This window comes from Mesorhizobium sp. M0140 (assembly GCF_040322475.1).
Classification (GTDB): Bacteria; Pseudomonadota; Alphaproteobacteria; order Rhizobiales; family Rhizobiaceae; genus Mesorhizobium.
Genome location: NZ_JAMYTM010000003.1, coordinates 1 through 23,284, shown reverse-complemented (window position 1 = coordinate 23,284; position 23,284 = coordinate 1). Strand labels below are relative to the sequence as shown.

20 protein-coding genes are annotated in these 23,284 nt (G+C 62.4%); 8 read left to right on the top strand and 12 right to left on the bottom strand.

The window, feature by feature from the left end; genetic code table 11:
• Positions 1–10: 10 nt before the first annotated feature.
• Positions 11–421, top strand: a complete 411-nt coding sequence (locus tag NKJ37_RS03785) for a hypothetical protein (RefSeq protein ID WP_352772784.1) — start codon at positions 11–13, stop codon at positions 419–421.
• 111 nt (positions 422–532) lie between these two features.
• Here NKJ37_RS03785 and NKJ37_RS03780 read toward each other — a convergent pair whose 3' ends face one another.
• Both NKJ37_RS03780 and NKJ37_RS03775 read right to left on the bottom strand, forming a co-directional pair.
• Entirely contained in the window at positions 533–2,620 is a 2,088-nt protein-coding gene (locus NKJ37_RS03780; protein ID WP_352772781.1) for a PAS domain S-box protein, read from the bottom strand.
• Positions 2,621–2,704: 84 nt separating this feature from the next.
• Positions 2,705–3,478 carry a response regulator gene (locus tag NKJ37_RS03775; protein WP_196815325.1) on the bottom strand — a complete coding sequence of 258 codons (774 nt, stop codon included), beginning with the start codon at positions 3,476–3,478 and terminating at the stop codon, positions 2,705–2,707.
• A gap of 46 nt (positions 3,479–3,524) precedes the next feature.
• Here NKJ37_RS03775 and NKJ37_RS03770 point away from each other — a divergent pair, with 46 nt between their 5' ends.
• Positions 3,525–4,226: a response regulator transcription factor gene (locus NKJ37_RS03770; protein WP_127271440.1), complete on the top strand. Its 702-nt coding sequence runs from the start codon at positions 3,525–3,527 to the stop codon at positions 4,224–4,226.
• A 72-nt stretch (positions 4,227–4,298) separates the two neighbouring features.
• On the opposite strand, the gene NKJ37_RS03765 is transcribed toward NKJ37_RS03770, so the two are convergent.
• Positions 4,299–4,466 carry a hypothetical protein gene (locus NKJ37_RS03765; RefSeq protein WP_023811016.1) on the bottom strand — a complete coding sequence of 56 codons (168 nt, stop codon included), beginning with the start codon at positions 4,464–4,466 and terminating at the stop codon, positions 4,299–4,301.
• A 56-nt stretch (positions 4,467–4,522) separates the two neighbouring features.
• Positions 4,523–4,855, bottom strand: a complete 333-nt coding sequence (locus NKJ37_RS03760; RefSeq protein WP_023811017.1) for a hypothetical protein — start codon at positions 4,853–4,855, stop codon at positions 4,523–4,525.
• Positions 4,856–5,214: 359 nt separating this feature from the next.
• Here NKJ37_RS03760 and NKJ37_RS03755 point away from each other — a divergent pair, with 359 nt between their 5' ends.
• A complete protein-coding gene (locus NKJ37_RS03755) occupies positions 5,215–5,676 on the top strand; it encodes a L,D-transpeptidase (RefSeq protein ID WP_023811018.1) in 462 nt (153 codons plus the stop codon).
• Between the two features lie 195 nt (positions 5,677–5,871).
• Here NKJ37_RS03755 and NKJ37_RS03750 read toward each other — a convergent pair whose 3' ends face one another.
• Together NKJ37_RS03750 and NKJ37_RS03745 are read right to left on the bottom strand one after the other, a co-directional pair.
• The gene (locus tag NKJ37_RS03750) at positions 5,872–8,955 is read right to left on the bottom strand and encodes an efflux RND transporter permease subunit (RefSeq protein ID WP_352772779.1); all 3,084 of its coding nucleotides are present in this window, start codon (positions 8,953–8,955) and stop codon (positions 5,872–5,874) included.
• Positions 8,952–10,283, bottom strand: a complete 1,332-nt coding sequence (locus tag NKJ37_RS03745; RefSeq protein ID WP_352772776.1) for an efflux RND transporter periplasmic adaptor subunit — start codon at positions 10,281–10,283, stop codon at positions 8,952–8,954. Before NKJ37_RS03745 ends, NKJ37_RS03750 begins: the two co-directional genes overlap by 4 nt.
• A gap of 146 nt (positions 10,284–10,429) precedes the next feature.
• Between NKJ37_RS03745 and NKJ37_RS03740 the strand changes: the two genes are divergently transcribed.
• Positions 10,430–10,963, top strand: a complete 534-nt coding sequence (locus NKJ37_RS03740; RefSeq protein WP_023811021.1) for a TetR/AcrR family transcriptional regulator — start codon at positions 10,430–10,432, stop codon at positions 10,961–10,963.
• A 348-nt stretch (positions 10,964–11,311) separates the two neighbouring features.
• Here the strand turns inward: NKJ37_RS03740 and NKJ37_RS03735 are convergent, their stop codons facing one another.
• The 6 genes from NKJ37_RS03735 to NKJ37_RS03710 all read right to left on the bottom strand — a co-directional run bounded on the left by NKJ37_RS03735 (position 11,312) and on the right by NKJ37_RS03710 (position 18,852).
• Positions 11,312–12,991: a dipeptide ABC transporter ATP-binding protein gene (locus NKJ37_RS03735; RefSeq protein WP_127295206.1), complete on the bottom strand. Its 1,680-nt coding sequence runs from the start codon at positions 12,989–12,991 to the stop codon at positions 11,312–11,314.
• Between the two features lies 1 nt (position 12,992).
• A complete protein-coding gene (locus NKJ37_RS03730) occupies positions 12,993–13,844 on the bottom strand; it encodes an ABC transporter permease (RefSeq protein WP_236383514.1) in 852 nt (283 codons plus the stop codon).
• The gene (locus NKJ37_RS03725) at positions 13,841–14,779 is read right to left on the bottom strand and encodes an ABC transporter permease (RefSeq protein ID WP_023811025.1); all 939 of its coding nucleotides are present in this window, start codon (positions 14,777–14,779) and stop codon (positions 13,841–13,843) included. The genes NKJ37_RS03730 and NKJ37_RS03725 overlap by 4 nt, the downstream gene beginning before the upstream one ends.
• 74 nt (positions 14,780–14,853) lie before the next feature.
• Entirely contained in the window at positions 14,854–16,386 is a 1,533-nt protein-coding gene (locus NKJ37_RS03720; RefSeq protein ID WP_050592685.1) for an ABC transporter substrate-binding protein, read from the bottom strand.
• A 74-nt stretch (positions 16,387–16,460) separates the two neighbouring features.
• Positions 16,461–17,903: an amidase gene (locus NKJ37_RS03715; RefSeq protein ID WP_352772773.1), complete on the bottom strand. Its 1,443-nt coding sequence runs from the start codon at positions 17,901–17,903 to the stop codon at positions 16,461–16,463.
• Positions 17,904–17,949: 46 nt separating this feature from the next.
• The gene (locus tag NKJ37_RS03710; RefSeq protein WP_352554470.1) at positions 17,950–18,852 is read right to left on the bottom strand and encodes a MurR/RpiR family transcriptional regulator; all 903 of its coding nucleotides are present in this window, start codon (positions 18,850–18,852) and stop codon (positions 17,950–17,952) included.
• A gap of 434 nt (positions 18,853–19,286) precedes the next feature.
• Between NKJ37_RS03710 and NKJ37_RS03705 the strand changes: the two genes are divergently transcribed.
• From NKJ37_RS03705 to NKJ37_RS03690, 4 genes are all read left to right on the top strand, one after another.
• The gene (locus NKJ37_RS03705; protein WP_352750491.1) at positions 19,287–20,615 is read left to right on the top strand and encodes an NAD(P)H-dependent oxidoreductase; all 1,329 of its coding nucleotides are present in this window, start codon (positions 19,287–19,289) and stop codon (positions 20,613–20,615) included.
• A gap of 2 nt (positions 20,616–20,617) precedes the next feature.
• Positions 20,618–21,646: a thiamine pyrophosphate-dependent dehydrogenase E1 component subunit alpha gene (locus tag NKJ37_RS03700; protein ID WP_352772769.1), complete on the top strand. Its 1,029-nt coding sequence runs from the start codon at positions 20,618–20,620 to the stop codon at positions 21,644–21,646.
• A complete protein-coding gene (locus NKJ37_RS03695; protein WP_352773066.1) occupies positions 21,646–22,644 on the top strand; it encodes an alpha-ketoacid dehydrogenase subunit beta in 999 nt (332 codons plus the stop codon). Before NKJ37_RS03700 ends, NKJ37_RS03695 begins: the two co-directional genes overlap by 1 nt.
• 3 nt (positions 22,645–22,647) lie before the next feature.
• Positions 22,648–23,284: biotin/lipoyl-containing protein (locus tag NKJ37_RS03690; RefSeq protein ID WP_352772766.1), on the top strand; the 637-nt coding region annotated here is incomplete at its 3' end.

Sequence of the window (23,284 nt, the reverse complement as noted above, 5' to 3'; positions counted from 1 at the left end):
GGGGAAGGCAATGCATGCGAAAATCCAGACGATCCGCGGCGAGAGCCGCCTTCAGGCTCCAGAACGCAATGACCGCCGTCCGAAACTGGCGCTGCGCCAGCGGGCCAGCGACCACCCCATGGCGATGTTCATGGTGCTGGCTGCTTGCGCCTTCGTCGGCATGGCGTTCACGCCGACAATCGGGCCGGCCTTCGCTTCGTTGAATCCGCCGTCCAAACTCATCGACGGCGCGCAGACGACGACCAGGACCGCGCGTCTGCCGGTGCCGGTGACCGACTTCGCCTGCAAGGGCCAGGCATGGGGTGCCGAGAGTATCGATTGCCTGCGCGCCATCGCCGAACAGTCCGGAACACACAAGAACCGCGCCATCCGCATGATCGCCAATGCCGCACCCTTGGCCGATACGCCGAATATTTTCTGATTTTGTCGAAGCATGATCCGAAACCGTTCCCGCTTTGGGATCATGCTCTGGACTCCCCGAGCGCTCCCTCCAGCGCGCTCTTCTTCGGCCCCCGCCCCCGGGGGCCTCTTTTTATCCTTTCAAGACCGCCTGTTCGGCAATGGCGGACAGCACACTGCGCACATCCAAAGTGCTGAACGGCTTTTCCAGGATCTGCGGCCGCTGCTGTGCCGGCAGCGCCTCGATTTCGGCTTTCGCACCGATCAGGTCGCCTGTGACCAGCACGAAACGCCGTGCCAGATCAGGCTTTTCGGCGAGCAACTCGCGATAGATCGATATGCCGCTAACGCCGGGCATGCGCAGGTCCGAAAAGACGATGTCCGGCGGCATGTGGCCGCTCAAAGTGGCGGCGCCCGTTTCCCAGACAGGAACGATCCGTGACTTGATGCCCATCAGTTCGAGAATGTCGGAGAGCGAGCCGGCGACATCCGGCTCGTCGTCGATGATCAAGGCATGGCGCAGGCCGCTCGATCGCGGCTGGTTGTCGCCGGCGGTGGCGAGGCCGGCCACGATGGCCGGCAGCTGGACGACGAAGCGCGCGCCTCTCGGGAGCACTTCCTCGAACCAGACATTGCCATTGTGCCGCTCGATGATCGATTTCGAGATCGACAGGCCGATGCCGGTGCCGACACCGACCGGCTTGGTGGTGAAATAGGATTCGAAGATGCGGCCGCGGATCGTTGCCGGCACGCCGGGCCCATTGTCCTCGACCGAGAAGCAGGGATGACCGCGGTCGCTGCGGAACGTCCGCACCTTGATCAGCCGGTCGCCGGCAATGCCGGCCAAAGCGTGCTGGCTGTTGATGAGGAAATTGGCCGCCACCTGCGTCACATGGTCGGCGTCGGCCATGGCCAGCAGCGGGCCGGCGGCGAAATCGGTGTCGATGGTGATGCCGCTCGAGCGCGCGCCATAGGCGGTCACTTCGAGTGCCGACCGGATCACCTGGTTGAGGTCGGTTTCGGCTTGTGCCGCGGGATGGAGGCGGACCATCGACAGGAAGCTCTTGACGATGCGGCCGCAGCGCTCGGCGGCCGCACGGACTTTCTCGGCGCGCACCTTGGTCTGCGGGTCGGAAGCGAATTCGTGCAGCAGCGTCGATTGCGCCACCACCACGGCCAGCGGGTTGTTGAGCTCGTGCGAGACGCCGGCGAGCAACGAACCCATCGCCGCCATCTTCTCGTTCTGGTGCAGCTTCTCGCGCTGCCGGCCGATCTCCTCCTCGGCGCGCAATTTGTCGCGCAGGTCGCGGATGGAGCCGAAGATCAGGCGGCGGTCGGCAACCCGCATCTCGGTCGCCGTCAGCTCGATCGGGAACACTTCGCCGGCGGCGTTCTGGGTCACCGTCTCGAGCCGTTGGCCGACCATCGGCGCGCCGCGGCCGGACATGTATTCGGCCCCCGAAGCATAGCCCTTGCGGTAGTAGATCGGCACGATCGTATCGAGCAGGTCCTTTCCGAGGATGTCGCTGCGCTGGAAGCCGAACATCTTCTCGGCAGCCGGATTGAATTCGATGATCGAGCCGGTCTCGTCGATGACGACGATGGCGTCGAGCGAGGCCTGCAGCATGGTGCGGCGAATGACCTCGCTGGCGTGGGCGTCGGAGGGCGAGCGCTCGATGGCGTCGCCGATGGCCAGCGCGATGATATGCAGCGTCGCCTCTTCCTCGTCCGTCCATGCACGCTCGTTGACGCAGTCATTGACCGCCAGCGTGCCCCAGAGATGGCCATGCGCGAAGACCGAGACCGAGAGGAACGATTTGATGTTCTGCTTCTCGAAATCGGTCCTCAGGAAGCCTTCGAGGTCGCGCGTGTGCCCGGCGAAGATCTTGCCTTGCCGTTCGTCCTCGGCAAGCCGCTCCAGCAGGGGGTCGGAATTGACGATCGATTGCATGATGACGGTCGGCGACGCCAGTTCGCCGCCGAAAAGAGGGTCGATCCAATAGGCGGCGACGGATTGGGCGAAGCCCTGGCCGGGCAGTTCGCGCAAGCGAAACAGGATGCCGCGCTGGCAATCCATGGCCCGGCAGAGCGTTTCCAGTATGCCGTCCATCTCGCGCTGCCAGTCGCCAGCCTCGCGAAGCCGGCGAACGACGCGCACGGCCGCCATCGCCGCGCCCTGCCTGAACCCTTGCATATAGGTGCTTGCTGCTTCAGCGATCATCTTGTGCCGTCATTCCGGAGTCGTGCCAATTCGGAGTCGTGCCAATTTCGGCTGGCGAGCAACCGAATCCTTCTGGCCCGGTGCTCAGTTGCCGTCGCCGGCCGGCAGCGAGAAGATATAGCCCTCGCCGCGCACCGTGCGCAGGAATTTCGGATTGGCGGGATCGGCCTCGATCTTCTTGCGTAGCCGCATGATGCGAATGTCGACAGCGCGTGACGATTCCGGATCTTCGGTGAAACCGATCGCCTCGGAGATAGCGGCGCGGGTCAGCAGCCGGTTGGCGCGGGTGAGGAAAATCTCCAGCACGTCGAACTCGCTCTTGGCCATATCGATCACCGCGCCATTGGCGCCGGTGACCAGTCTGCCGTCGAGATCGGCCTGAAAGGGGCCGAAGGCAACGGAACGGCGATCCGTCCCGGCCTTGTTGTCCTGGAGCTCCTTCGGCTGGGGAACCCGGCGCAACACGCTGCGCACCCTGGCCAGCACTTCGCGCAATTCGTAGGGCTTGACGATGTAGTCGTCGGCACCGAGTTCCAGCCCGACGATGCGGTCGAGCGCGGTGCCGGCCGCGGTCGCATAGATGATGCCGATCGGCAGTTTCGAACGCAGCCAGCGGCCGAGCGAGAGGCCGTCCTCGCCGGGCATGGCGATGTCGAGAATGGCGAGATGAAACGATTGCGTTTCAACGAGGCTGCGCGCCGCGGCAGCACTTTCAGCGGTGGCCACGTCATAGCCGGATGCGCCAAGATATTCTGCGACCGCGTCCCTGAGGTCGGGCTCATCCTCGACGATGACAATTCTTGCCCGCACGATGCTTTCGCTCCCACTTTCAGTGGAAAGTAGATTGGGTATAAACATCATGTCCAGCACTCATATCCGGGTTGCCAGGGAACGGTTGGAAAAGATGGCCGCACGATCCGTTATTGCGCTCGTTTCGGTAGCCGAAGTGGTGGCGACCGAACTCGCCGACCATCTCGAGCGGCGCGGCCACGATGTGCATCAGGCACGTCAGCCCTGGGAGGCCGAATCGCTGCTGTCGGGAAAGGGCATCGACGTCGTCGTCGTCGGCGACAGCCTCAGCCAGGCGGAGGGGCGGGACCTGCTCAGACGTTATGGCGGCCAAGGAGGAGGCGGCGAGGGCGGACCGGATTTTATCCTCATCTGCCGGCCGGCCGATCTTGTCGACAAGGTGCTGGCGCTGGAGCTTGGTGCGGCCGACGTCGTCGAGAGCCCGCTCAATGTCCGTGAACTGGCCGCCCGTGTCGGCGGCCTGCTTTCGCGTCGCGGCAGGGGCACCCAGGAACTGATCGTGCTGGAGAACGCGACCGTCGATCTGAGATCGGCCATGGTCATGCATCGCTCCGGCTCCGAGGAACAGCTTTCGCCCGGCCAGGTGGCGCTGCTCAGGTTGTTCCTGGCCAGTCCGCGCAAGGTGCTGACGCGTGACGACATCATCGCCGCGGCACCGGCCGAAAACGCCGACGCCTTCGATCGTTCGATCGATTCGCGCATCGTGCGGCTGCGCCGCAAGCTCGACACCGACACCATCACCACAATACGTGGAGCCGGCTATCGGTTCGATCCGCCGCGGCAATTCGCCGACTGACTGCCGGGTACTGGCGCAATCCCTTTTTTCGGGCATCGGATTTTCCATCTCTGGGCCCGATGCTCCTGATACTCAGCGTACCAGCAGAAGCGATGGCCCCACCGGCATGTCACTGCCCATGGTGAGTTCGCTTGCATGGGCGCGGTCCCTGAGAAGCATGGTGGCAAGACCGGCAAAGCCGAGCAGGCCTTGGGCGTAAAGCAGTGCGGACAGCACCGAAGCAGCGAATTTCGTTTTCATCGTCGCAGTTCCCCAAAAATGCCAATTCCCTAGAAATGAACCTGTTGCGGGTCGCTTCAGGATACCCCCGAAGTGCCCGCGCCGCCCACGGAGCCCCCCGTCGCGGCGCGGGCCTTCGGTCCTCTCGGCAGCAAGTTGCCGGAGGCGCCGCGCAAACCCGTCAGCCTAAGGCCGACCCGCCAGAGGGCCTTGAGCCGGGCGATGCGCAGGCTGGAAACAATCCAGACCGTGGCGAAAAACAGTGCGGCATGCAGCGTCGAAATCTCGCCTGATGTCATCGCGCCGAGGCTTGTCAGCGGGGTGCCGGCAACCGTGCCGACGCCGCCGATGACCGCTGCCGCGATGCTGATCCTGAGAAGCCAGGACAGCGCGTTCGATTTCGTTCCCATGTTCGTTACCGGCTGTTTTCGTTGCGTCAACTTTGCTCGCGGCCCGTATCCGGATCATGCCGCTAGGAGCCGCGCTTTGTTGCAAGTTGGTTTCGATGCCGACGGCTGTTCTTTCACATGACGCCGATTCGCACTTTCGTTTGGGGGCGGATACTCATGTTCCCGACTCTTGGTCTTGGCTGGGCGGGCCTGCCGAGCCTGTTCTAGCCAGGCTTAGAAGGAGGCGTTTGTTAACCAGTGGAAACAGATTCGAAACAGAAGTGAGCATTTTGCGAAATCTCCTCGAAACATGAGGTTGGGATAAGCGGCCATCGAATTGGAGCCGGCCTAACCGGCAGAGAGAGAGAGGGGACTTCATCATGCATACCGCCATTTCCGCCAAGCTCATCAACATCACCGCCGCTGCCTTGACTGGTGCAGCACTGCTGCTCGGCGCTGGCTCGGGTGCGGCGCACGCCGCCAACAAGATCGTGGCGCGCGTTTCGCTTTCGCAGCAGATCATGGAAGTCTCCGTCGACGGCCGGCCGACCTTCGCCTGGAAAGTCTCCACCGGCGACCGGGCCCATGTGACGCCGACCGGCTCGTTCAAGCCGACCCGCATGCATGAAATGTGGTACTCGAAGAAATACGACAACGCCCCGATGCCGCACTCGGTCTTCTTCAGCGGCGGCTATGCGGTGCACGCGACCTATGCGATCAAGCGCCTCGGCCAGCCGGCGTCGCATGGCTGCGTGCGGCTGCACCCCGACAACGCCGCCGATTTCTACCAGCTCGTCGAAACCTTCGGGGCGACCAACACCAGCATCGTCATCGTCAAGTAGCAGGCTGGAAACGGTGGCGTGTCAGCATGCTGTCGCGCCTCGAGGCTCCCGCTGGAAAACGCTGCGGTATCGAGCACAGCTCGAACCGGGTATCGAGCCCAGCCAAAAGAAAGAGGCCGGGAGATTCCCGGCCTCTTTTCTTTTGCTTCCATCGATTTGTCCTGCACATTTCCGGGCGGGACTCCCTCGACCGCCCTAGCTCGGCAGTGCCGGCATCAGCTTGGGGTCCGGCTTCTCCGCCAAATGAGGCAGATCCTTGCTGGCGATGAAGGTGTAGAACATGGGCACGACGAAGAGCGTGAACAGGGTTCCGACCAGGATGCCGGTGAAGATGACCAGGCCCATCGAATAGCGGGCCGCGGCACCAGCGCCGCTGGACGTGATCAGCGGCACCACGCCGAGCGCCATCGCCGCTGTCGTCATCAGGATCGGCCGCAGGCGCACCTTGGCCGAGGCGATGATGGCGTCGCGCCGCCGCATGCCATGTTTTTCACGCTGCTGGTTGGCGAACTCGACCAGCAGGATGCCGTGCTTAGTTATCAGACCGATCAGTGTGATCAGGCCGACCTGCGTGTAGATGTTGAGCGTCCCGAGGCCCAGATTGAGCGGCACGATCGCGCCGAAGATCGACAGCGGCACCGCCATCATGATGATCAGCGGGTCGCGGAAGCTTTCAAACTGCGCCGCCAGCACCAGATAGATGACGACCACGGCGGCCGCGAAAGCGATCAGGATGGTGTTGCCCTGTTCTTTTTCCTGCCGCGATTGACCGGAATAGTCGAGGAAGAAGGTGTCGGGCAGGCTCTCCTTGGCGATGTCCTCCAGCGCCTTCAGCCCGTCGCCGGTCGTGACGCCGGGCAGCGGGAGCGCCGAAATCGTCGACGAATTCAGCTGGTTGAACTGCTCGATTGCCGCCGGCGCCGCATTGGTCGAAATCTTGACCACCGCCGATAGCGGCACCATCTCGCCCGTCACGCTGCGCACGAAGTATTCGCCGAGCTTGTCGGGGTTGTCGCGAAACTCTTGCGGCACCTGCGGGATGATGTCGTAGCTGTTGGAGTCGCGGTCGAACTGCGCCACTTCGGCGCCGCCGACCAGCAAGGTCAGCGTGCGGCCGATATCGGCGATCGGCAGGTTCAGCGCTGCGGCGCGGTCGCGGTCGATGGTCACCGTCACCTCCGGCGCGTCATAGGCCATCGAATTCTGCACGACGATGAAGCGGCCGGAGGCCTGCGCCTTGTTCTTGATCTGCTCGGCCACCTCGTACACCTCCGAGGAAGCGCCCGTCGATCGCACCACCATGGAAATGGGCAGGCCGCCGCCGGAGCCCGGTAACGTCGGCGGTGCAAAGACGAAAGCCTCGACACCGGCCACTTTGGCGATACGGGCCGTAATGTCGGCCTGCAGTTCCTTCGAATTGCGCTTACGTTCCGCCCAGTCCTTGAAGGCATAGCCGACGAAGGCGCTGTTTGTCGTGCCGCCGAAGGCCACGGCCGAGAACTGCGCCCGTGTTTCGGGAATATCCTTCACCAGGCCGAGGATCTGGTTGACGTATGTCTCGGTGTAATCGGAGGTCGCATAACGCGGCCCCGTCACAATCGAGAGCAGAAAGCCCTGGTCTTCTTCCGGCGCCAGTTCGCTTGAGGTCTTGGTGAACATGAAGCCGGTGACGCCGACAAGCGCAAGCACGATGATCAGCGTCAATGGGCGATAGTTCAGTGATCCGGTGACGGCCCGTTCATAGCCATGCTCAACGCGCGCGAAGGTGCCGTCGACAATGCGCTGGAAACGGCCCGGCGTGCCGGACTTCAAGAGGCGTGCCGACATCATCGGGGTGATGGTGATGGCAATGACACCCGACAGCACCACCGAGCCGGCGAGCGTGACCGCGAATTCACGGAACAACGCGCCGGTCAGGCCGCCGGTGAAGGCCAGCGGCGCGAACACGGCGGCCAGCGTCATGGTCATGGCAACGATGGCCGACGATATTTCGCGCATACCGCTGAACGCGGCCTGCATCGGCGACATGTGGTCTTCTTCCATATGGCGATGGATGTTCTCCACCACCACGATGGCGTCGTCGACGACCAGGCCGATCGCCAGAACCATGGCCAGCAGCGACAGCAGGTTGATCGAGTAGCCGACCGCAAACAAAAGGAAGCAGACGCCGATCAGCGACAACGGGATGGTGATGATAGGCATCATCACCGACCGGAAGGAGCCAAGGAACAGAAGGATGACGACGATGACGATGGCAACCGCCTCGGCGATGGTCTTGAACACCTCTTCGATCGAGGCGCTGATCTGCCCGGTCGCATCGTAGACGACCTCGATCGTCATTCCCTTCGGCAGTGTCTCCTGAATCTGTGGCACCAGCTTGGTGAGCGCAGCCGCCGTGGTCAGCGGATTGGCCGCCGGCGTCGGGAAGATGGCGAGGAAGGTGCCGGGCTTTCCGTTGAACGAGACCCTGGTGTCGGTGTTCTCGGCGGCGAGTTCGACGCGGGCCACGTCGCGCAACCGCACCACATTGCCGTCAGTCGAGCGCAGCGGCAGCTCGGCGAAGGCCTCCGGCGTCTGCAATGTCGAGCGCACGGTGATCGAGGAAACGACATACTCGTTCTGGGTGTTGCCGGGCGCCGACAGGAAGTTGGAATTGTTGATCGCCGTCAGCAGTTCGGAGGCCGTCACGCCGCGCGCGGCAAGCTTGACCGGATCGATCCAGACGCGCATCGAGTATTCCTGGGCGCCGAAGATCTGCACGTCGGCGACGCCTTCGACCGTCGACATGCGCGGTCTGATGACGCGCTCGATATACTCGGTCAGCTGCTCCTTCGTCATGTTCGGATTCTGCATCGAGATGTACATCATCGCGAACTGCTGGCCGGTGCCCTTGACGATGACAGGGTCCTTCGATGCGTCCGGCAAGGTGCCGCGCACGCCCTGGACCTTGGACAGAACTTCGGTCAGCGCGACGTCGGGGTTCGAGCCGAGCTTCATCTGCACCGTCACGGTGCTGGAGGACGGGCGGCTGGACGAGGTGACGTAGTCGATGTTTTCGGTCGAGGCGACGGCGCGCGCGATCGGGGCGGAAATGAAGCCCTGGATCAGATCGGCGCTGGCGCCCGGATAGGCCGTGGTGATGGTGATCGCCGTTTCGTCGACCTTCGGATACTGCCGGATCGACAGGTTGAAGATGCCCTGGAAACCCAGAAGCAGGATCATGCAGCCAAGGACCGTCGAAAGAACAGGCCGGCGAATGAAGAGATCGGAAATGCTCATTGCTGGTCGGCCTGCTTGTTTGCCGATTTGGTCGGGTCGATGGTGTTGTCCACAACGACGGACATGCCGTTGAAGAGGCGGTTCTGACCGGCGGTGACGACTTCGTCGCCAGCCTTCAGCCCCTCGACGATCTCGACCATGCCTTGATTGCGGCGGCCGGGCTTGACGAACACCTGCGACAGCACGAGCGCGGGCTTGTCACCTTCCGCCGCCGGCTTGGCCGCATCGGGAGCCTGGTCAGTCGGCTTTGCCGCATCGGCGGTGGGCTTGGCAGCATCAGCCGCCGGCTTCATGGCATCGGCCGGCTTGGTGTCCGCAGGCTTGGCATCAGCCGATTTGTCGGCTGCCGGCGCGGCGGGTTTTTCCTCCGGCTTGGCAGCTGGCGCCGCCTCGGCGGGCTTGGCTGGCTGCACCACGAAGATGTAGTCGCCATAGAGACTTGTCGTCAGCGCCGTCTGCGGCAGGGTCAGCACGTTCTGCTCTTCGGGCAGCTCGACACGCACCTGCACGAACTGGCCGGGGGTCAGCTTGCCATCGGGATTGGCGACTTCCGCCCGGATGTTCACCAGCCGGCTGGACGAGTCGATCTTCGGGTCGATGCCGCGAATGGCGCCTGCGAATGGCCTGTCCTCACCGCCAAAGCCCAATCGAATCGTCTGGCCTATCTTGAGCAAGGCGAGTTGCTGTTCGGGAACCGAGAAATCGACCCGCATCGTGTCGAGATCCTGCAATGTCACCACGGCGGTGCCGGGCGCCAGATACTGGCCGATATCGATCCTCGGAATGCCCACCGTGCCGCCGAAAGGCGCCGTCAACTGCTTCTGCTCGAGCACGGCCTGCAGCTTGGTGACCTGAGACGCCGAGGCCGAGGCCGCCGCACGCGCCGTGTCCAGCGTCGAGTCGGAGCCAACGCCACGCCTGGTCAGTTCGATGGCGCGGGCAAGCGATGCCTGATCGAGCGCGGCCTGCGCCTTCTGGGCGTCGAGATCGGCGCGCTCGACGGCGTCATCGAGCTGCAGCAGAACCGCATTGTCCGCCACCTTCTGGTTGGCATGGAAAAGGATGTCCTTGACGATACCGGTGGTCTCGACCGTCAGGTCGACACCGCGCACGGCCTTGACCGTACCGATCGCCTCGACGCCGGGCGTCCAGGCCGAAGGCTTGGCGATGGTTGTCGAAACGGTTGCTGCCGGCGGCTTCATCGATGCGAAGTACTGCTTGATGCCGTTGTCACGCAGGAAGTTGAAGCCCACGATGCCGCCGACCACGACGACGAGCAGGGCCAAAACCAGAACAATGATAAATATACGGAGTATGCGCTTGAACAAGGAAGTCCCCTCAGTCGAAAATCCGGCGCGAAGCGCGGATATCGGGACACATATCGACTGCGGGTCCCGATTTCAAATAATGGCGGTCTTACTGTACCGTCTGGACGGTCTTGTCAATTGGGCCTAAGCTTGCGATGGGAGGCACCATGAGAGCCCAACGACCGAATTCGCGCGAGAAGATTCTCGCCGCGGCGGCTGATGTTGCCCGGGAATCCGGACCAGGCAGCCTGTCGCTGGATGCCGTCGCCAGCCGTGCCGGCGTGTCGAAAGGAGGGCTCCTCTACAACTTCCCGACCAAGGCCAAATTGATGCAAGGTTTGGTCGAAGGCTATCTGCGTGAGTTCGAGCACGCGCTGGAAGCCGCCCGCACAAATGACAAGGACGAAAATCCCCTGGCCGTCTACATCAGGCTGTCGGCCAATGATTGCGAGGAAAAGCAGCCGTCGGCGTCCTGGATCTTCTCGGCCATCGCCGAGGATCCCGATTTCATGATGCCGATAAAGACCTTCAAGCGGCAGCTTTTCGAGCGGCTGAAGGGCGAAACGCCGGATCTCAAATCGCTATTGATCTGCTATCTCGCCATCGAGGGATTGCGCAGCATGAACCTCTTCGATTCGGATGTCCTGTCGAAAGACGAGCGCGAGCTGTTGGTATCGTCCCTGCTCGAGATTGCCAAATAGGTCGCCCACCCGCTTTTCGGCCAGGCCTGTGCGTCAACGCGGTTCGCCGGCGTCACACAGGGTTCATCGTGCGGCCATAGCGTTCTTCCCAGTTCTTTGCTGCAATGCATCTGGAGTGGGACATGGTGGATATAGTTCCAGCGAGGCGGGCATTCCGAGACCGGATCATCCGCTGGAACAATCGGGCAGCGCGAAGTGGTTCCTGCCCGCCTTCGGCGTGCGCAGCGCCGCCCCATTGCAGCCGGAACCGTTCGCCGCCATCGTTCCGGCAACGCCCGACGCAATTTGCTGCTTGCCTGAGTGCTGACGCTGCCGTGCTCGATCACGCTCGGCCCTGAAGGCTTTAGTCTAGCATTTGCTTCCGGCGGCCAGTAGCGGGGTGTCTCCTGGTTGGATTCCGCTGCTCGTTCGACGCGAGAGTTTCGGGATAGCGGCGATCAACTCTTGGGTATAGGCCTGCTGCGGACGATCCAGAACGTCTTCCGTATTGCCATACTCAACCAGCTTGCCGTGCTGCATGACCGCAACGTGCTCGCAGAGATAACGCACCACGCCCAGATCGTGGGAAATCAGGATCAGCGTCAGCGACAATTCGCGGCGCAGCCGCGCAAAGAGGCCGAGCACCTGGGCCTGGATGGTGACGTCCAGAGCGGAGGTGACTTCATCGGCGATCAAGATCTCGGGCTCCAGCGCCAGCGCTCTGGCGATGCCGACGCGCTGCCGCTGGCCGCCGGAAAGCTGCGTGGTGCGTCGGTCCAGCAACTGGCGTGGCAATTCCACTTTTTCCATCAGCTCGCGGATCCGCTCCGGGATGTCTCTTTCCGGGCAGATGTTCTGTTGCCGCAACGGTTCGGCCAGAGTTCGCGCAACCGTAAACGCCGGGTTGAGGGACATGAACGGGTCCTGGAACACCATCTGCAGTTTGCGAACCTGCTCCGGTCGGCGCTGCCTCAGTGCGCGATCGAGCGATTGGCCGTCCACCTCGATCTCTCCTTGTTCCGGCTGCACAAGGCCTGCAATAGCCCGGGCTATGGTGCTCTTGCCGGAACCGGACTCGCCGACGATCCCCAGTGCCCCACCGCGCCGCAATGCCAGCGAAACATTGTCGACGGCGCGCACGATTTGCGGCGGCTTGCGCGTCGCCCAGGCCGCAAGGCTCTGCCCAGGGTAGAAGTTCACGCACAGGTTCTTCACCAGGAGATGCGGTTCCGTCGCCACGGGGCAGGCATGCGTGGTCGGCTTCATCAGCGAGGGTTGGGAAGCGATCAGGCGCTTCGTGTATTCATGGGCGGGGTCACGCAGGATCTGATCGACCGAGCCGATTTCCAGCACCGCGCCGTCCTTCATGACGACGACGCGGTCGCACATTTCCGCGATCACGCCAAGGTCGTGAGAGACCAGAATGACCGACAGCTTGCGTTCACGCCGGATGCCGCGGAGCAGGTCGAGTATCTGAGCTTGCACCGTGACATCAAGTGCCGTCGTGGGCTCGTCGGCAATCAGCAGTTTCGGTTCGCAGGCAAGGGCCGCCGCAATCATCACCCGCTGACGCATGCCTCCGGACAGCTCGTGAGGATAGGCGCCCGCGCGCCTTGACGCGTCCTTGATATGCATGTCTTCGAGCAGTCCGACCGCCCGCGCATTGGCCTGCCGCCAGGATATGCCCTGATGGACCACCATCGCTTCGCCCACCTGACGCCCGACCGTCATGATCGGATCAAGATGCGTTGACGGGTTCTGGAAGATCATCGCCGCTTGCCCGCCGCGCAGCCGGCCCAGCTCGGCATCCTTCATGGCGAGGACATCGCTGCCCTCGAACATAATCCGGCCCGACTTCACCAGTGCGTTGCCGGCAATCAGCTTGAGGATGGCCCTGCAGGCCACCGTCTTGCCCGATCCGGATTCACCGACGATCCCAAGGACCTCTCCCGCTTTTAGTGAAAAGCTGACGCCGCGCAGGGCGTGGACGTCGCCAAAATTGGTGGCGAAGTCGATGGTGAGGTTCTCGACGCTGACGAGGTCGCTCATCTCAGGATTCCGTGTTCAGAAGGCGGGCGAGACCATCAGCGGTCAAGGAGAGGCCGAGCGCCAGAAGGCAGATGGCGATGCCTGGGAAGATCGCAATCCACCATGCGGTCGTCAGGTAGGTCTGCCCATCCGCGATCATGGCGCCCCATTCGGGCGTCGGCGGTTGTACGCCGAGGCCGAGAAAACCCAATGATGATCCGAGCACGATGGCCAGCACGGCATCGGTCATGACGAAGACGATCGATGGGACGATGGCATTCGGCAGGATGTGGAACAGCATGATGCGCAAATGCCCAAAACCCATGCCACGTGCCGCCAGCACGAAATCGACGCCGCGCAGCACCAGCGCCTGGCTCCGCACAAGTCGCGCATAGCTGACCCAGTTCACCAAGGTGAGCGAGATGAAGTAGCTCTTGAGGCCGGGCCCCAGCACGGCCACGATGGCGATCACGAGGACGAAATAGGGAAATGATACGGTGACCTCGAGGATGCGCATCAGCGCGGCATCGATCCGGCCACCCAGATAGCCGGCGATAAGGCCGATGATCGTCCCAAGGATGATCGGACCGACGACGCCGAAGAAGGCCATGGCGAGATCGTAGCGTGCGGCAAACAGTGTCCGCGCCAGGACATCGCGGCCGATGGCGTCGGTGCCAAACCAATGCTCGGCGCCAGGTGGTTTCAGCGCCTGCATCACATCGACCTTGATCGGGTCGAAACTGGTCAGCACCGGCGCCAAAATGGCCACGACGATCCAGGCCAAAGTGATGGCGCCGCCAATGATCAAGGTTGCCGGCATCGTCCGGATACGCGCCATGGCCAAGGAGCCGCTGCCCTGCATCACATCGCTCATAATTCCACCCTTGGGTCGAGAATGGCGGTCAAGACATCGACGGCAAAATTCGAAATGACGACACCTACGGCAAGCAGCAGGGCCACCGCCTGGACGACGAACTGGTCGTGCGTGAGAACGCCGCGGATGAGCAGGTTGCCGAGCCCTGGAATGTTGAAGACATTTTCGACAACGACCGTTCCGCCGATCAGGAAGGCGACCACGACGCCCAGCAGATTGACCGTCGGCAACAGGGAATTCCAGAATACATGTCGGGAAAAGATATAGCTTTCCGGCAGGCCCCTGGAGCGGCAGGCGATCGCGTAATCCTTGTCCAGCTGCTGAATGAAGGTCGCGCGCAGATTGCGCGCGAGGATCGGCGTCACCCCGATGCCGATCGTCAGGGCCGGCAGGAACAGATGCCACAGATTGTTGATAAAGGTCGGTCCGTATCCAGAGACGGGGAAGATCTTCAGCCGCAGGCAGAAGCCCATGATCAGCAGCAGGCCGACAAAGTAGGACGGCACGCCGACGCCCGCGACGCAGACGAGACGGATGAGGTGATCGATCCACCGTCCGCGCTGCCGGGCAGCGGTGACCGCGAGCGCGAATGTCAACAGCAGCGAGATGACGAGGCCATAGAGGATCAAGAAAACCGTCGGCGCGATCCGTGCCGCGATGACGCCGCTGACGGGACCCCGGAAGGCGATCGACTGACCGAAATCGCCGCGCAGGCAATTCAGCACGTAATAGAAATACTGCACGGGGATGGGCTGATCGAGACCGTATCGCGCCCGCACGAATTCGATCGCCTCCTGACTGGCCTTGGGGCCAAGCATGAGGCGAACCGGATCGCCGGGTGTCATTTGCAGCAGCAGGAAGGTGATCACACTGATACCCAGCAGCACGGGGATCAACTGTATCGGCCGTCTAAGCACGAAGGAGAATCGATTCATGGTCGGGATCCTGGTGTCAAATCGATGCGAGACGGGGACGAAGTGTCTCGTCCCCGTCTCGCATCCTGTGCTGATCAATCCAGGCTGGTCCCGCCGATGGACGAGAATTGCAGGCCGACGTTCAGGACCAACCCTTTCACGCTCGGAGCGTAGGCGTTGAGCCACGTCGGGTGATAGAGCGCCACCTGCGCCACCTCGTCCACCACGGTCTTCTGGATCTGGGCATAGAGCTCGGCCCGTTTGGCATTGTCCGCCTCACCCGAGGCTTCATCGATCAGTTTGTCGACCGTTTCGTTGTTGTAGCGGGTGTAGTAGGACTTGTTGTCGCCCGCGCCCCAGACGCACCAGCGCAATGCGTTGTCGGGATCTCGCGTCTCGTTGTACCACCAGTTCATTTCCGCCTGATACTCGCCATCGGCGAGGCGGGTCCATGCCTGGGTTGAATCGATCTTGGCAATGTTGACGGTGATGCCGACTTCCGCCAACTGCGCCTGGATCAGCACCGCCGCCTTTTCCTCGTCGGCACTTCCGGCATTCTGGATGAGTTCGAAACTGGCTCCGGTCTTGCCGGATTCTGCCAGCAGGGCCTTGGCCTTTTCGACGTCTCGGGCAATGACTGGCAGCGATTTGTCGAAGAAATCGAGCGTCGGGCTCATGATGGAACTGGCCGGCGTGCCGAGACCCAGCGTCACCGCGGCATTGATGGCCGTGCGGTCGATGCCATAGCTGACGGCCTGGCGGAATTTGAGGTCGTTGAAGGGTTCTGCCGAATGGTTGATCAGCATGTCATAGGTGGTGCTCGAAGGTTCAGGGTCGGCCCGGAAGCCGGCGGCCTTCAACTCGGCCATGCGCGGGGCCGGAACTGCGAGGCAGACGTCGAGTTCGCCCGCCTGCAACATCGAGACCCTGGTGTTGTCGTCCGGGACATAGCGGAATTCGACGCCGTCGATCTTGGGCTCGCCTTGGCGGTAATAATGCTCGTTGCGGCCAAGGACCACGCGGTCTCCCGGCTTCAATTCGACGAATTTGAACGGCCCTGATGTGACCGGCGCCTTGGCGAAAGCGTCGTCGCCCATTTTCTCGACCGCTGCCTTCGGCACGATGCCGGTATTCCAGATTTCGGTCAGCGTCAGGAAGGGCGTGAATTTGCGGTCGAGCGTCATCACCACTGTCCTGGCGTCCTTTGCCTCGACCTTGGTCAGGGGCTGAAACGGCGCCGCATAGGCGGAATCCTTCTGGAAGCGCATGCGGTTCCAGCTGAACGCCACGTCCTCGGCCGTGATCGGCGACCCATCGGAAAATTTGGCCTCGCGCAGGTGGAAGGTATAGGTCTTGCCGTCATCCGCGATGTCCCAGCTCTCGGCAAGGCCCGGGCCGACTTCTGTGCGATCGGCATTGGCATGCAGCAGGCGTGCATACATCATGCCCTGGATAAGGATATCGGCTCCGTAAGTGGTTTTGATCGGGTCCAGAGTGAGAACCTCGGCCCCATAGGCCATACGCAGTATCTTGCTGCCGTCAGCATTGGCTCGAAGCAATGTGGCCGGCAACGTCGCGATGCTGAAGCCGGCAAACGCCGCACTTTTGAGGAATACTCTGCGGTCCATGACAATCTCCCATTTTCGTTGATGATGTTCCCGGGGCGGTTCCATGCTTGTTGGTTCAAGCAGTCCTTGTTGGTTCAAGCAGTCTTGGTGATGTGGGCAGGTGGTTTGCGCTGGTGCCAGGCGTAGTCGGCCTCAAGCACCGCACCTAGCCGTAGCAGCAGATCGTCGCGTCCGAATGCGGCGACAAACTGCACGCCGATCGGCAGGCCGTTTTGCGTCCAGCCGAGCGGCAGGGATATCGCCGGCGATCCAGTGCCGTTGAAGAGCGCGCTGAACGTCTCCTTCGGCGCCAGATCGGCGAACACCGTGTCGATGTCGCGGCCAGGACGATCCGGGTTGTGCGTGCCGAGCAACTCCGGCGAGATCGCGCAAGTCGGCGTCACCAGCACGTCATGGACGGCCAGGAATTCGCCAACCGTCCGCGTGATCTGGTCATAAACAGCGAGGGCCGCGATCAGGCTTGCCGCGTCCAGCGTTCGGCCATGGCGATAGACAGCAAGTGTCGTCTGCTGCAGGCAGGCCTCTTCGACTGGCCGTCGCAGCAAGCCCGCCAACTCGTCGAGCGACTGCGCCGTAGAAGCTGCCCAGATCACTTTCTGTGCCGCCAGATAGCGCTCATAATCGAACACAGGCCCGGCTTCGACGACCTTGTGGCCCAGTTGCTCCAGCCTCTTGCCCACTTCGAGAACTGCCGCCTTCACCTCGGCGTCGAGCGGATAGCCGGACCAGGACGTTGTACACAGGGCAATGCGCAAAGCCTTTGGTGGCGTCTTGATCGCCTGGGCATAGCTGGTGGTTGGAGGGACGATCTCATAGCTGTCGCCGGGAAGCGCACCAGACCCCAGATCAAGCAAAGCCGCCGTGTCGCGGATCGAGCGTGTCAGCATGAATGAAATGGCGAGACCCAGCATTGGCGCATTCGATTCCGGCGCACCGCTGATCCGGCCACGAGACGGCTTCAGGCCGACGACACCACAAAAGGCGGCGGGGGTGCGAATGGAGCCGCCACCGTCGGCGCCTTGCGCGAAGGGAACGATGCCGGCGGCAACGGCTGCCGCTGCGCCGCCGCTCGATCCCGAAACACCCCTGCTGGTATCCCAGGGGTTGCGTGTCGCACCATAGAGGGAGGATTCGGTTGCCGCCGCTATGCCGAATTCCGACGTGGTGGTACGCCCGATATTGGCAAGGCCGCCGGATCGCATTTTCACCCAGAAGGCGTGATCGTCGCCGCAGATGAAACCCTTGGCGAGAACGCTGCCGAACTCTCCCGGCCGGCCGGCTTCGATCGGGAAATCCTTCGTCAATGTCGGCATGCCGTGGAAAGGTGCGGGTCCGGGATCCTCGCCGAGCGCTTCGATCGCATCGGCATAGGTTTCGATCACGGCATTGAGCTGCGGATTGACCGCGGCGATCCCTGAAATGATGCAGTTTCCCAGTTCGCGCGGCGTAACTTCCCGCTTGCGCAGGAGCTCGGCCAGACCAACGCCGTCATAGGCGGCGTATTCCGTCAACTTCATGCGCTTGCCCTGACAGTCCGCGGTTTCAGCAACGGGTGATGCATCGTCATTCTTCGACTTCTTCCTCTTTGATGTGCCGTGCGACGCGCCGTGGCGGTTTGTGGAAGGTTCGCAGGATCCCGGCGATATCCTCCAGCTCATTCATCCGCGTCTCGGCCGATTTGCCGAGTTTCTCGGCAACGGAATGCGTGAGGAGGTTCAGAACCGAACTTATCGCGGCCGTCGAATCCCAGTACAGGTCGACGCGCGTCGATACTTCGAGCGCCAGTTTTGTGTATTCAGATGCCCAATGACTGTATTTGTCGGTAACGATGATCAGAGGAATCTTTCGGCGCTTGATCTGGGCACACAGCCGAAAGCTCATCGCTGCGTATTCCGCCGTGTCGATCAGCAGCACGCAAGAATTTTCGCCGCTATCGGTGAGGATTTCCGAGAACGTGCCGCCCAAACCTTCGGCAAAGCGGACATCGCTACGCACCCAGCGCAGACGCGTCGCGAAATCGAGCCCCAATCCCTTCACTGCCTGGAAGCTGACGCAGTTCACGCGATCGCAGGTGCTCAGCAGATGAACGATTTCGGACCACATCTCGCCCTGGGCAAGGCCATAGGCCGCGGTCAAGGCCTGCTGCTCCATCTCCAGGCTGCGAGCCAACCGCTCCTGCTTTTCGCCGCCGATGCGGAAACGCAACTCGGCACTGTCCAGGCCCGGGCCAGCGGCTTTCGGTGCGGAGCGCAGGCCACGCTTCATTTCCTTGAGATCGGTGTAGCCGAGACGCCGTACGAAACGGGTGACACTTGCCTCGCTTACACCGGCGCCGGCGGCAATGGTGGCGCCAGTTTCAAAGGGAATGTCATGGATGTTGGCGAGCAGGTATCGCGCCATTGCCTGCTCGGTCCGGGCGAAATCCAGCCAGCCCTCACGCAACCTGGCTTCCAGCGCGCTGGCCACCTCGGTCTCACCGGACACAGCCTTCTCGCCAGGCGTTTTCGTCTTCATCGACCGCAACGTCCCTTGGTAGACCTATTTGGAACAGACCGGAAATGCCGCCCAGAAAGCGCACTTCATTTCCAGTTCATGACGTGACGCTAGCACGCGAGAACACGCCATGAAAGATAAATTTTACAGTTTTATATTCCGGTATTTTTATTTCACGGCCGGCCGTAATCCCAAAAAGCGTGCAGCGCTGGCGCCGTTCCAGCGCGCCTGCGAGCGAAGCTGTCTTTGCGCGCCGTGCGGTTCGTGGCTCGTTTTCGGCCATGGTTCGGGCCGCCGGGAAAGTGGTTTTAAGCACGAGAATCTGGACATTAGTCTTGACAGAAATACAGATGTTCAATACCCGTCAGGCAATCGAACAAGCCTGCATTATGGGAGGAACGAGCGGTATGGCTTCCAATGTTTCGTTGACGGGCCTTGCCCGCGATCTTGAGGAACGCGCCAAGTCGGGCAAGCCTATCCGCATCGGCCTGATCGGCTCGGGCGAGATGGGAACCGACATCGTCACTCGTGTCGCCCATATGTCGGGCATCGAGATCGGCGCCATTTCCGAACTGAACCTGCCTGCCGCCAGCAAGGCGGTCGATATCGCCTTCCAGGAAACCGGGCATGCGCGCGAAGTGTCCAACGCTTCGGCGATGACCGCGGCGATGGAAGCCGGCAAGGTCGCGGTGACCAACGACGCCAATCTGGTCATCAACAACGATCTGATCGACGTCGTCATCGACGCCACCGGGGTTCCCGCCGTCGGCGCCGAGATCGGGCTGCGCGCCATGGAACATGGCAAGCATCTGGTGATGATGAATGTCGAGGCCGACGTCACCATCGGCGCCTATCTGAAGAGCGAGGCCGACCGGCTCGGCGTCACCTATTCGCTGGGCGCCGGCGACGAGCCGTCCTCCTGCATGGAACTCATCGAATTCGTTTCGGCCATGGGCCATCCGATCGTTGCCGCAGGCAAGGGCAAGAACAATCCGCTCAACATCGACGCCATTCCCCCAGACTATGAGGAGGAAGCCAAGCGCCGGCACATGAACGTGCGGATGCTGGTCGAATTCGTCGACGGCTCCAAGACCATGGTCGAGATGGCGGCGATCGCCAATGCCACCGGCCTGGTTCCAGACAAGGCCGGCATGCATGGCCCGGCGGCGACGCTTGGCGAACTGTCCAAGGTGCTGGTGCCGCAGAAGGATGGCGGCGTGCTGTCGAGGGTCGGTGTCGTCGACTATTCGATCGGCAAGGGTGTCGCGCCCGGCGTCTTCGTCGTTGCCGACATGTCGCATCCGCGTATCTCCGAGCGCATGGAAGATTTGAAGATGGGCAAAGGCCCGTATTTCACTTTCCATCGTCCCTATCACCTGACCTCGCTCGAAGTGCCGCTGACCTGCGCGCGCGTCGTGCTCTACGGCAAGGCCGACATGGTGCCGCTGGCCAAACCGGTGGCCGAAGTCGCCGCCGTGGCCAAGAAGGACATGAAGCCCGGCGAGAAGCTCGATGCGATCGGCGAATATTGCTATCGTGCCTGGATCATGACGACGCCTGAGGCGCGCGCCGCCAAGGCCATTCCCTGCGGCCTGCTGCAGGGCGGCTCGGTCACCGCGCCGATCAAGAAGGGCGAGCTCATAACCTACGCGAATGCAGCGCCCGCGGCGGGCTCCAAGATCGCCGAACTGCGCGCCCGCCAGGACAAGCTCGTCTATGGGTCCGTGGGAGCGTGATCATGGCCACAGCCAGCAAAGCCGTCACTGACAGTCACGCCAATCTGCCCTTCGTCTACCGCCACTACAGCGCCGAGCAGCTCAGGGAGGTGCTCCACAAGATGTACCTGATCCGCCGCTTCGAAGAGGGCGCGGAGGAGTGCTACACGCGCGGTCTCATCCACGGCACCATGCATTTGTCGATCGGCCAGGAAGCCAGCGCCATGGGCATCTGCATGCCGCTTGCCGAGGATGACCAGATCACCTCGACGCATCGCGGTCATGGCCACTGCATTGCCAAGGGTGCCGAGGTCAAGCGCATGTTCGCCGAGTTCTTCGGTAAGACCACAGGCTATTGCAAGGGCCGTGGCGGCTCGATGCACATCGCCGATGTCGGCAAGGGCAATCTCGGCGCCAATGGCATCGTCGGTGGCGGCATCCCGATCGCCGTCGGGGCGGCATTGTCCTCCAAGATGATGAAGACCGGCAAGGTCGTGGTCTCCTTCTTCGGCGATGGCGCCAACAATGAAGGCGCTTTCCACGAGGCGCTCAACATGGCGGCGGTCTGGAAGCTGCCTGTCATTTTCGTCTGCGAGAACAATGGCTATGGCATGTCGACATCGACGGCCCGCTCGACCGCCGTCAAGAACATCGCCGAGCGCGCCGCCGCCTATTCGATGCCCGGCGTCATCGTCAACGGCAACATCTTCTCCGAGGTCGCCGAGGCGTCTCATCAGGCCATCGCCCGAGCCCGCGCCGGCGAGGGGCCGACGCTGATCGAGTCCAAGACCTACCGCCATCGCGGCCATTCCAAGAGCGACCGCAACCGCTATCGCACCAAGGAAGAGATCGAGGACTGGATGTCGAACCGCGATCCGATCACCCTGTTCGAAAGCGAGCTCAGGGAATTCGGCTTCATCGACGACAAGGGCATCGAGGCCATTCGCGATGCCGTGGCGCAAGAGATCGCCGAGGGCATCGAGTTCGCCAAGGCGAGCCCATCGCCCGATATCAGCGAGACCGGAAATTACGTGTATACGGAGCAGGCGTGATGGACGCGATGGTGCGTGAACTGAGCTACGCCCAAGCGATCCAGGAAGCCATGGCGATCGCCATGGACATGGACGAACGCGTTTTCCTGATGGGCGAGGATATCGGTGTCTATGGCGGCGCCTTCCAGGTCACCGGCGACCTGGTCGAACGTTACGGCGCTGACCGCGTCATCGACACACCGATTTCGGAACTGGGCGGCGCGGGCGTTGCGGTGGGCGCTGCTCTCACCGGCATGCGGCCGATCTTCGAGTTCCAGTTTTCCGATTTCGCCACGCTTGCCATGGAGCAGATCGTCAACCAGGCGGCCAAGATGCGCTTCATGCTGGGCGGCGAGGTTTCGGTTCCCGTGGTGATGCGCTTTCCCGCCGGTTCCGGCACCGGTGCGGCGGCTCAGCACAGCCAGAGCCTCGAGGCCTGGCTCGGCCATGTGCCGGGTCTGAAAGTCATCCAGCCGGCGACCCCCTATGATGCCAAGGGTATGCTTTTGGCGGCGGTCGCCGATCCCGATCCGGTGATGATCTTCGAGCACAAGCTGCTCTACAAGATGAAGGGACCGGTGCCCGAAGGCTATTACACCGTGCCGATCGGCAAGGCCGATATCCGCCGCGAGGGCCGGGATCTCACCATCGTCGCCACCTCGATCATGGTGCAGAAGGCGCTCGACGCAGCTGCCGCGCTGGAGAACGAAGGCATCGACGTCGAAGTCGTCGATCTCCGGACCATCCGGCCGATGGACAAGCAGACCGTCATCGACAGCGTCAAGAAGACGTCGCGGCTGCTATGCGTTTACGAAGCGGTCAAGACGCTGGGTATCGGCGCCGAAGTCAGTGCCATGATCGCCGAGAGCGAGGCTTTCGATTATCTCGATGCGCCGATCGTGCGGCTGGGCGGCGCCGAAACGCCGATCCCCTACAATCCGGAACTTGAGAAAGCGACGGTGCCGCAGATTCCCGACATCATCACTGCCGCGCGCGACCTCGTGAAAGGGGTTCGCTGAGAAATGCCGACCGAAGTCATTCTTCCCAAGGTCGACATGGACATGGCGACCGGACAGATCTCGCGCTGGTTCGCCGAGGAGGGCGCGCACGTCAAGAAGGGCGATGTGCTGTTCGAGATCGAGACCGACAAGGCGGCGATGGAGATCGACGCGCCGGCCAGCGGCGTCCTGCGCGATGTCAGCGGCAAGGAAGGTGTCGATATTGCGGTCGGCGCTGCCGTCGCGTGGATTTATGCTGACGATGAGGCTTATGGGGCTGATGTCGCTGCGACAAAGCAGGACAAAGCGCCAATCTCCCCACCCGTGGGGGAGATGTCGGCGAAGCCGACAGAGGGGGACGCTGCCCCGCCAACGTCGCATTCTGTCACGCCCCCCTCTGCCCTGCCCTCTTTGCCGCCACTTGGCATCTCCCCCACAAGGGGGGAGATTGGCCAATCCCCATCCGCCGGCCGGGCAACACCGCTTGCCCGACGCCTGGCCCGCGAGGCGGGTCTTGCCCTTGCCAGCATTGCCGGCACCGGCCCGCATGGCCGGGTGGTGAAGGCGGATGTCGACGCGGCGATTGCCGGTGGAGGTGCCCAGGCGGCGCCTGCCGCCAAGGCTCCTGCTGGCGCTCCTGCGCCTGCGGTGAAGGCAATGT

Excerpts from the sequence above, each read along its gene's own strand:
- NKJ37_RS03785 (WP_352772784.1), top strand. The coding sequence starts at position 11 with ATGCATGCGAAAATCCAGACGATCCGCGGCGAGAGCCGCCTTCAGGCT.
- NKJ37_RS03780 (WP_352772781.1), bottom strand. The coding sequence starts at position 2,620 with ATGATCGCTGAAGCAGCAAGCACCTATATGCAAGGGTTCAGGCAGGGC.
- NKJ37_RS03775 (WP_196815325.1), bottom strand. The coding sequence starts at position 3,478 with ATGTTTATACCCAATCTACTTTCCACTGAAAGTGGGAGCGAAAGCATC.
- NKJ37_RS03770 (WP_127271440.1), top strand. The coding sequence starts at position 3,525 with ATGGCCGCACGATCCGTTATTGCGCTCGTTTCGGTAGCCGAAGTGGTG.
- NKJ37_RS03765 (WP_023811016.1), bottom strand. The coding sequence starts at position 4,466 with ATGAAAACGAAATTCGCTGCTTCGGTGCTGTCCGCACTGCTTTACGCC.
- NKJ37_RS03760 (WP_023811017.1), bottom strand. The coding sequence starts at position 4,855 with ATGGGAACGAAATCGAACGCGCTGTCCTGGCTTCTCAGGATCAGCATC.
- NKJ37_RS03755 (WP_023811018.1), top strand. The coding sequence starts at position 5,215 with ATGCATACCGCCATTTCCGCCAAGCTCATCAACATCACCGCCGCTGCC.
- NKJ37_RS03750 (WP_352772779.1), bottom strand. The coding sequence starts at position 8,955 with ATGAGCATTTCCGATCTCTTCATTCGCCGGCCTGTTCTTTCGACGGTC.
- NKJ37_RS03740 (WP_023811021.1), top strand. The coding sequence starts at position 10,430 with ATGAGAGCCCAACGACCGAATTCGCGCGAGAAGATTCTCGCCGCGGCG.
- NKJ37_RS03735 (WP_127295206.1), bottom strand. The coding sequence starts at position 12,991 with ATGAGCGACCTCGTCAGCGTCGAGAACCTCACCATCGACTTCGCCACC.
- NKJ37_RS03730 (WP_236383514.1), bottom strand. The coding sequence starts at position 13,844 with ATGAGCGATGTGATGCAGGGCAGCGGCTCCTTGGCCATGGCGCGTATC.
- NKJ37_RS03725 (WP_023811025.1), bottom strand. The coding sequence starts at position 14,779 with ATGAATCGATTCTCCTTCGTGCTTAGACGGCCGATACAGTTGATCCCC.
- NKJ37_RS03720 (WP_050592685.1), bottom strand. The coding sequence starts at position 16,386 with ATGGACCGCAGAGTATTCCTCAAAAGTGCGGCGTTTGCCGGCTTCAGC.
- NKJ37_RS03715 (WP_352772773.1), bottom strand. The coding sequence starts at position 17,903 with ATGAAGTTGACGGAATACGCCGCCTATGACGGCGTTGGTCTGGCCGAG.
- NKJ37_RS03705 (WP_352750491.1), top strand. The coding sequence starts at position 19,287 with ATGGCTTCCAATGTTTCGTTGACGGGCCTTGCCCGCGATCTTGAGGAA.
- NKJ37_RS03700 (WP_352772769.1), top strand. The coding sequence starts at position 20,618 with ATGGCCACAGCCAGCAAAGCCGTCACTGACAGTCACGCCAATCTGCCC.
- NKJ37_RS03695 (WP_352773066.1), top strand. The coding sequence starts at position 21,646 with ATGGACGCGATGGTGCGTGAACTGAGCTACGCCCAAGCGATCCAGGAA.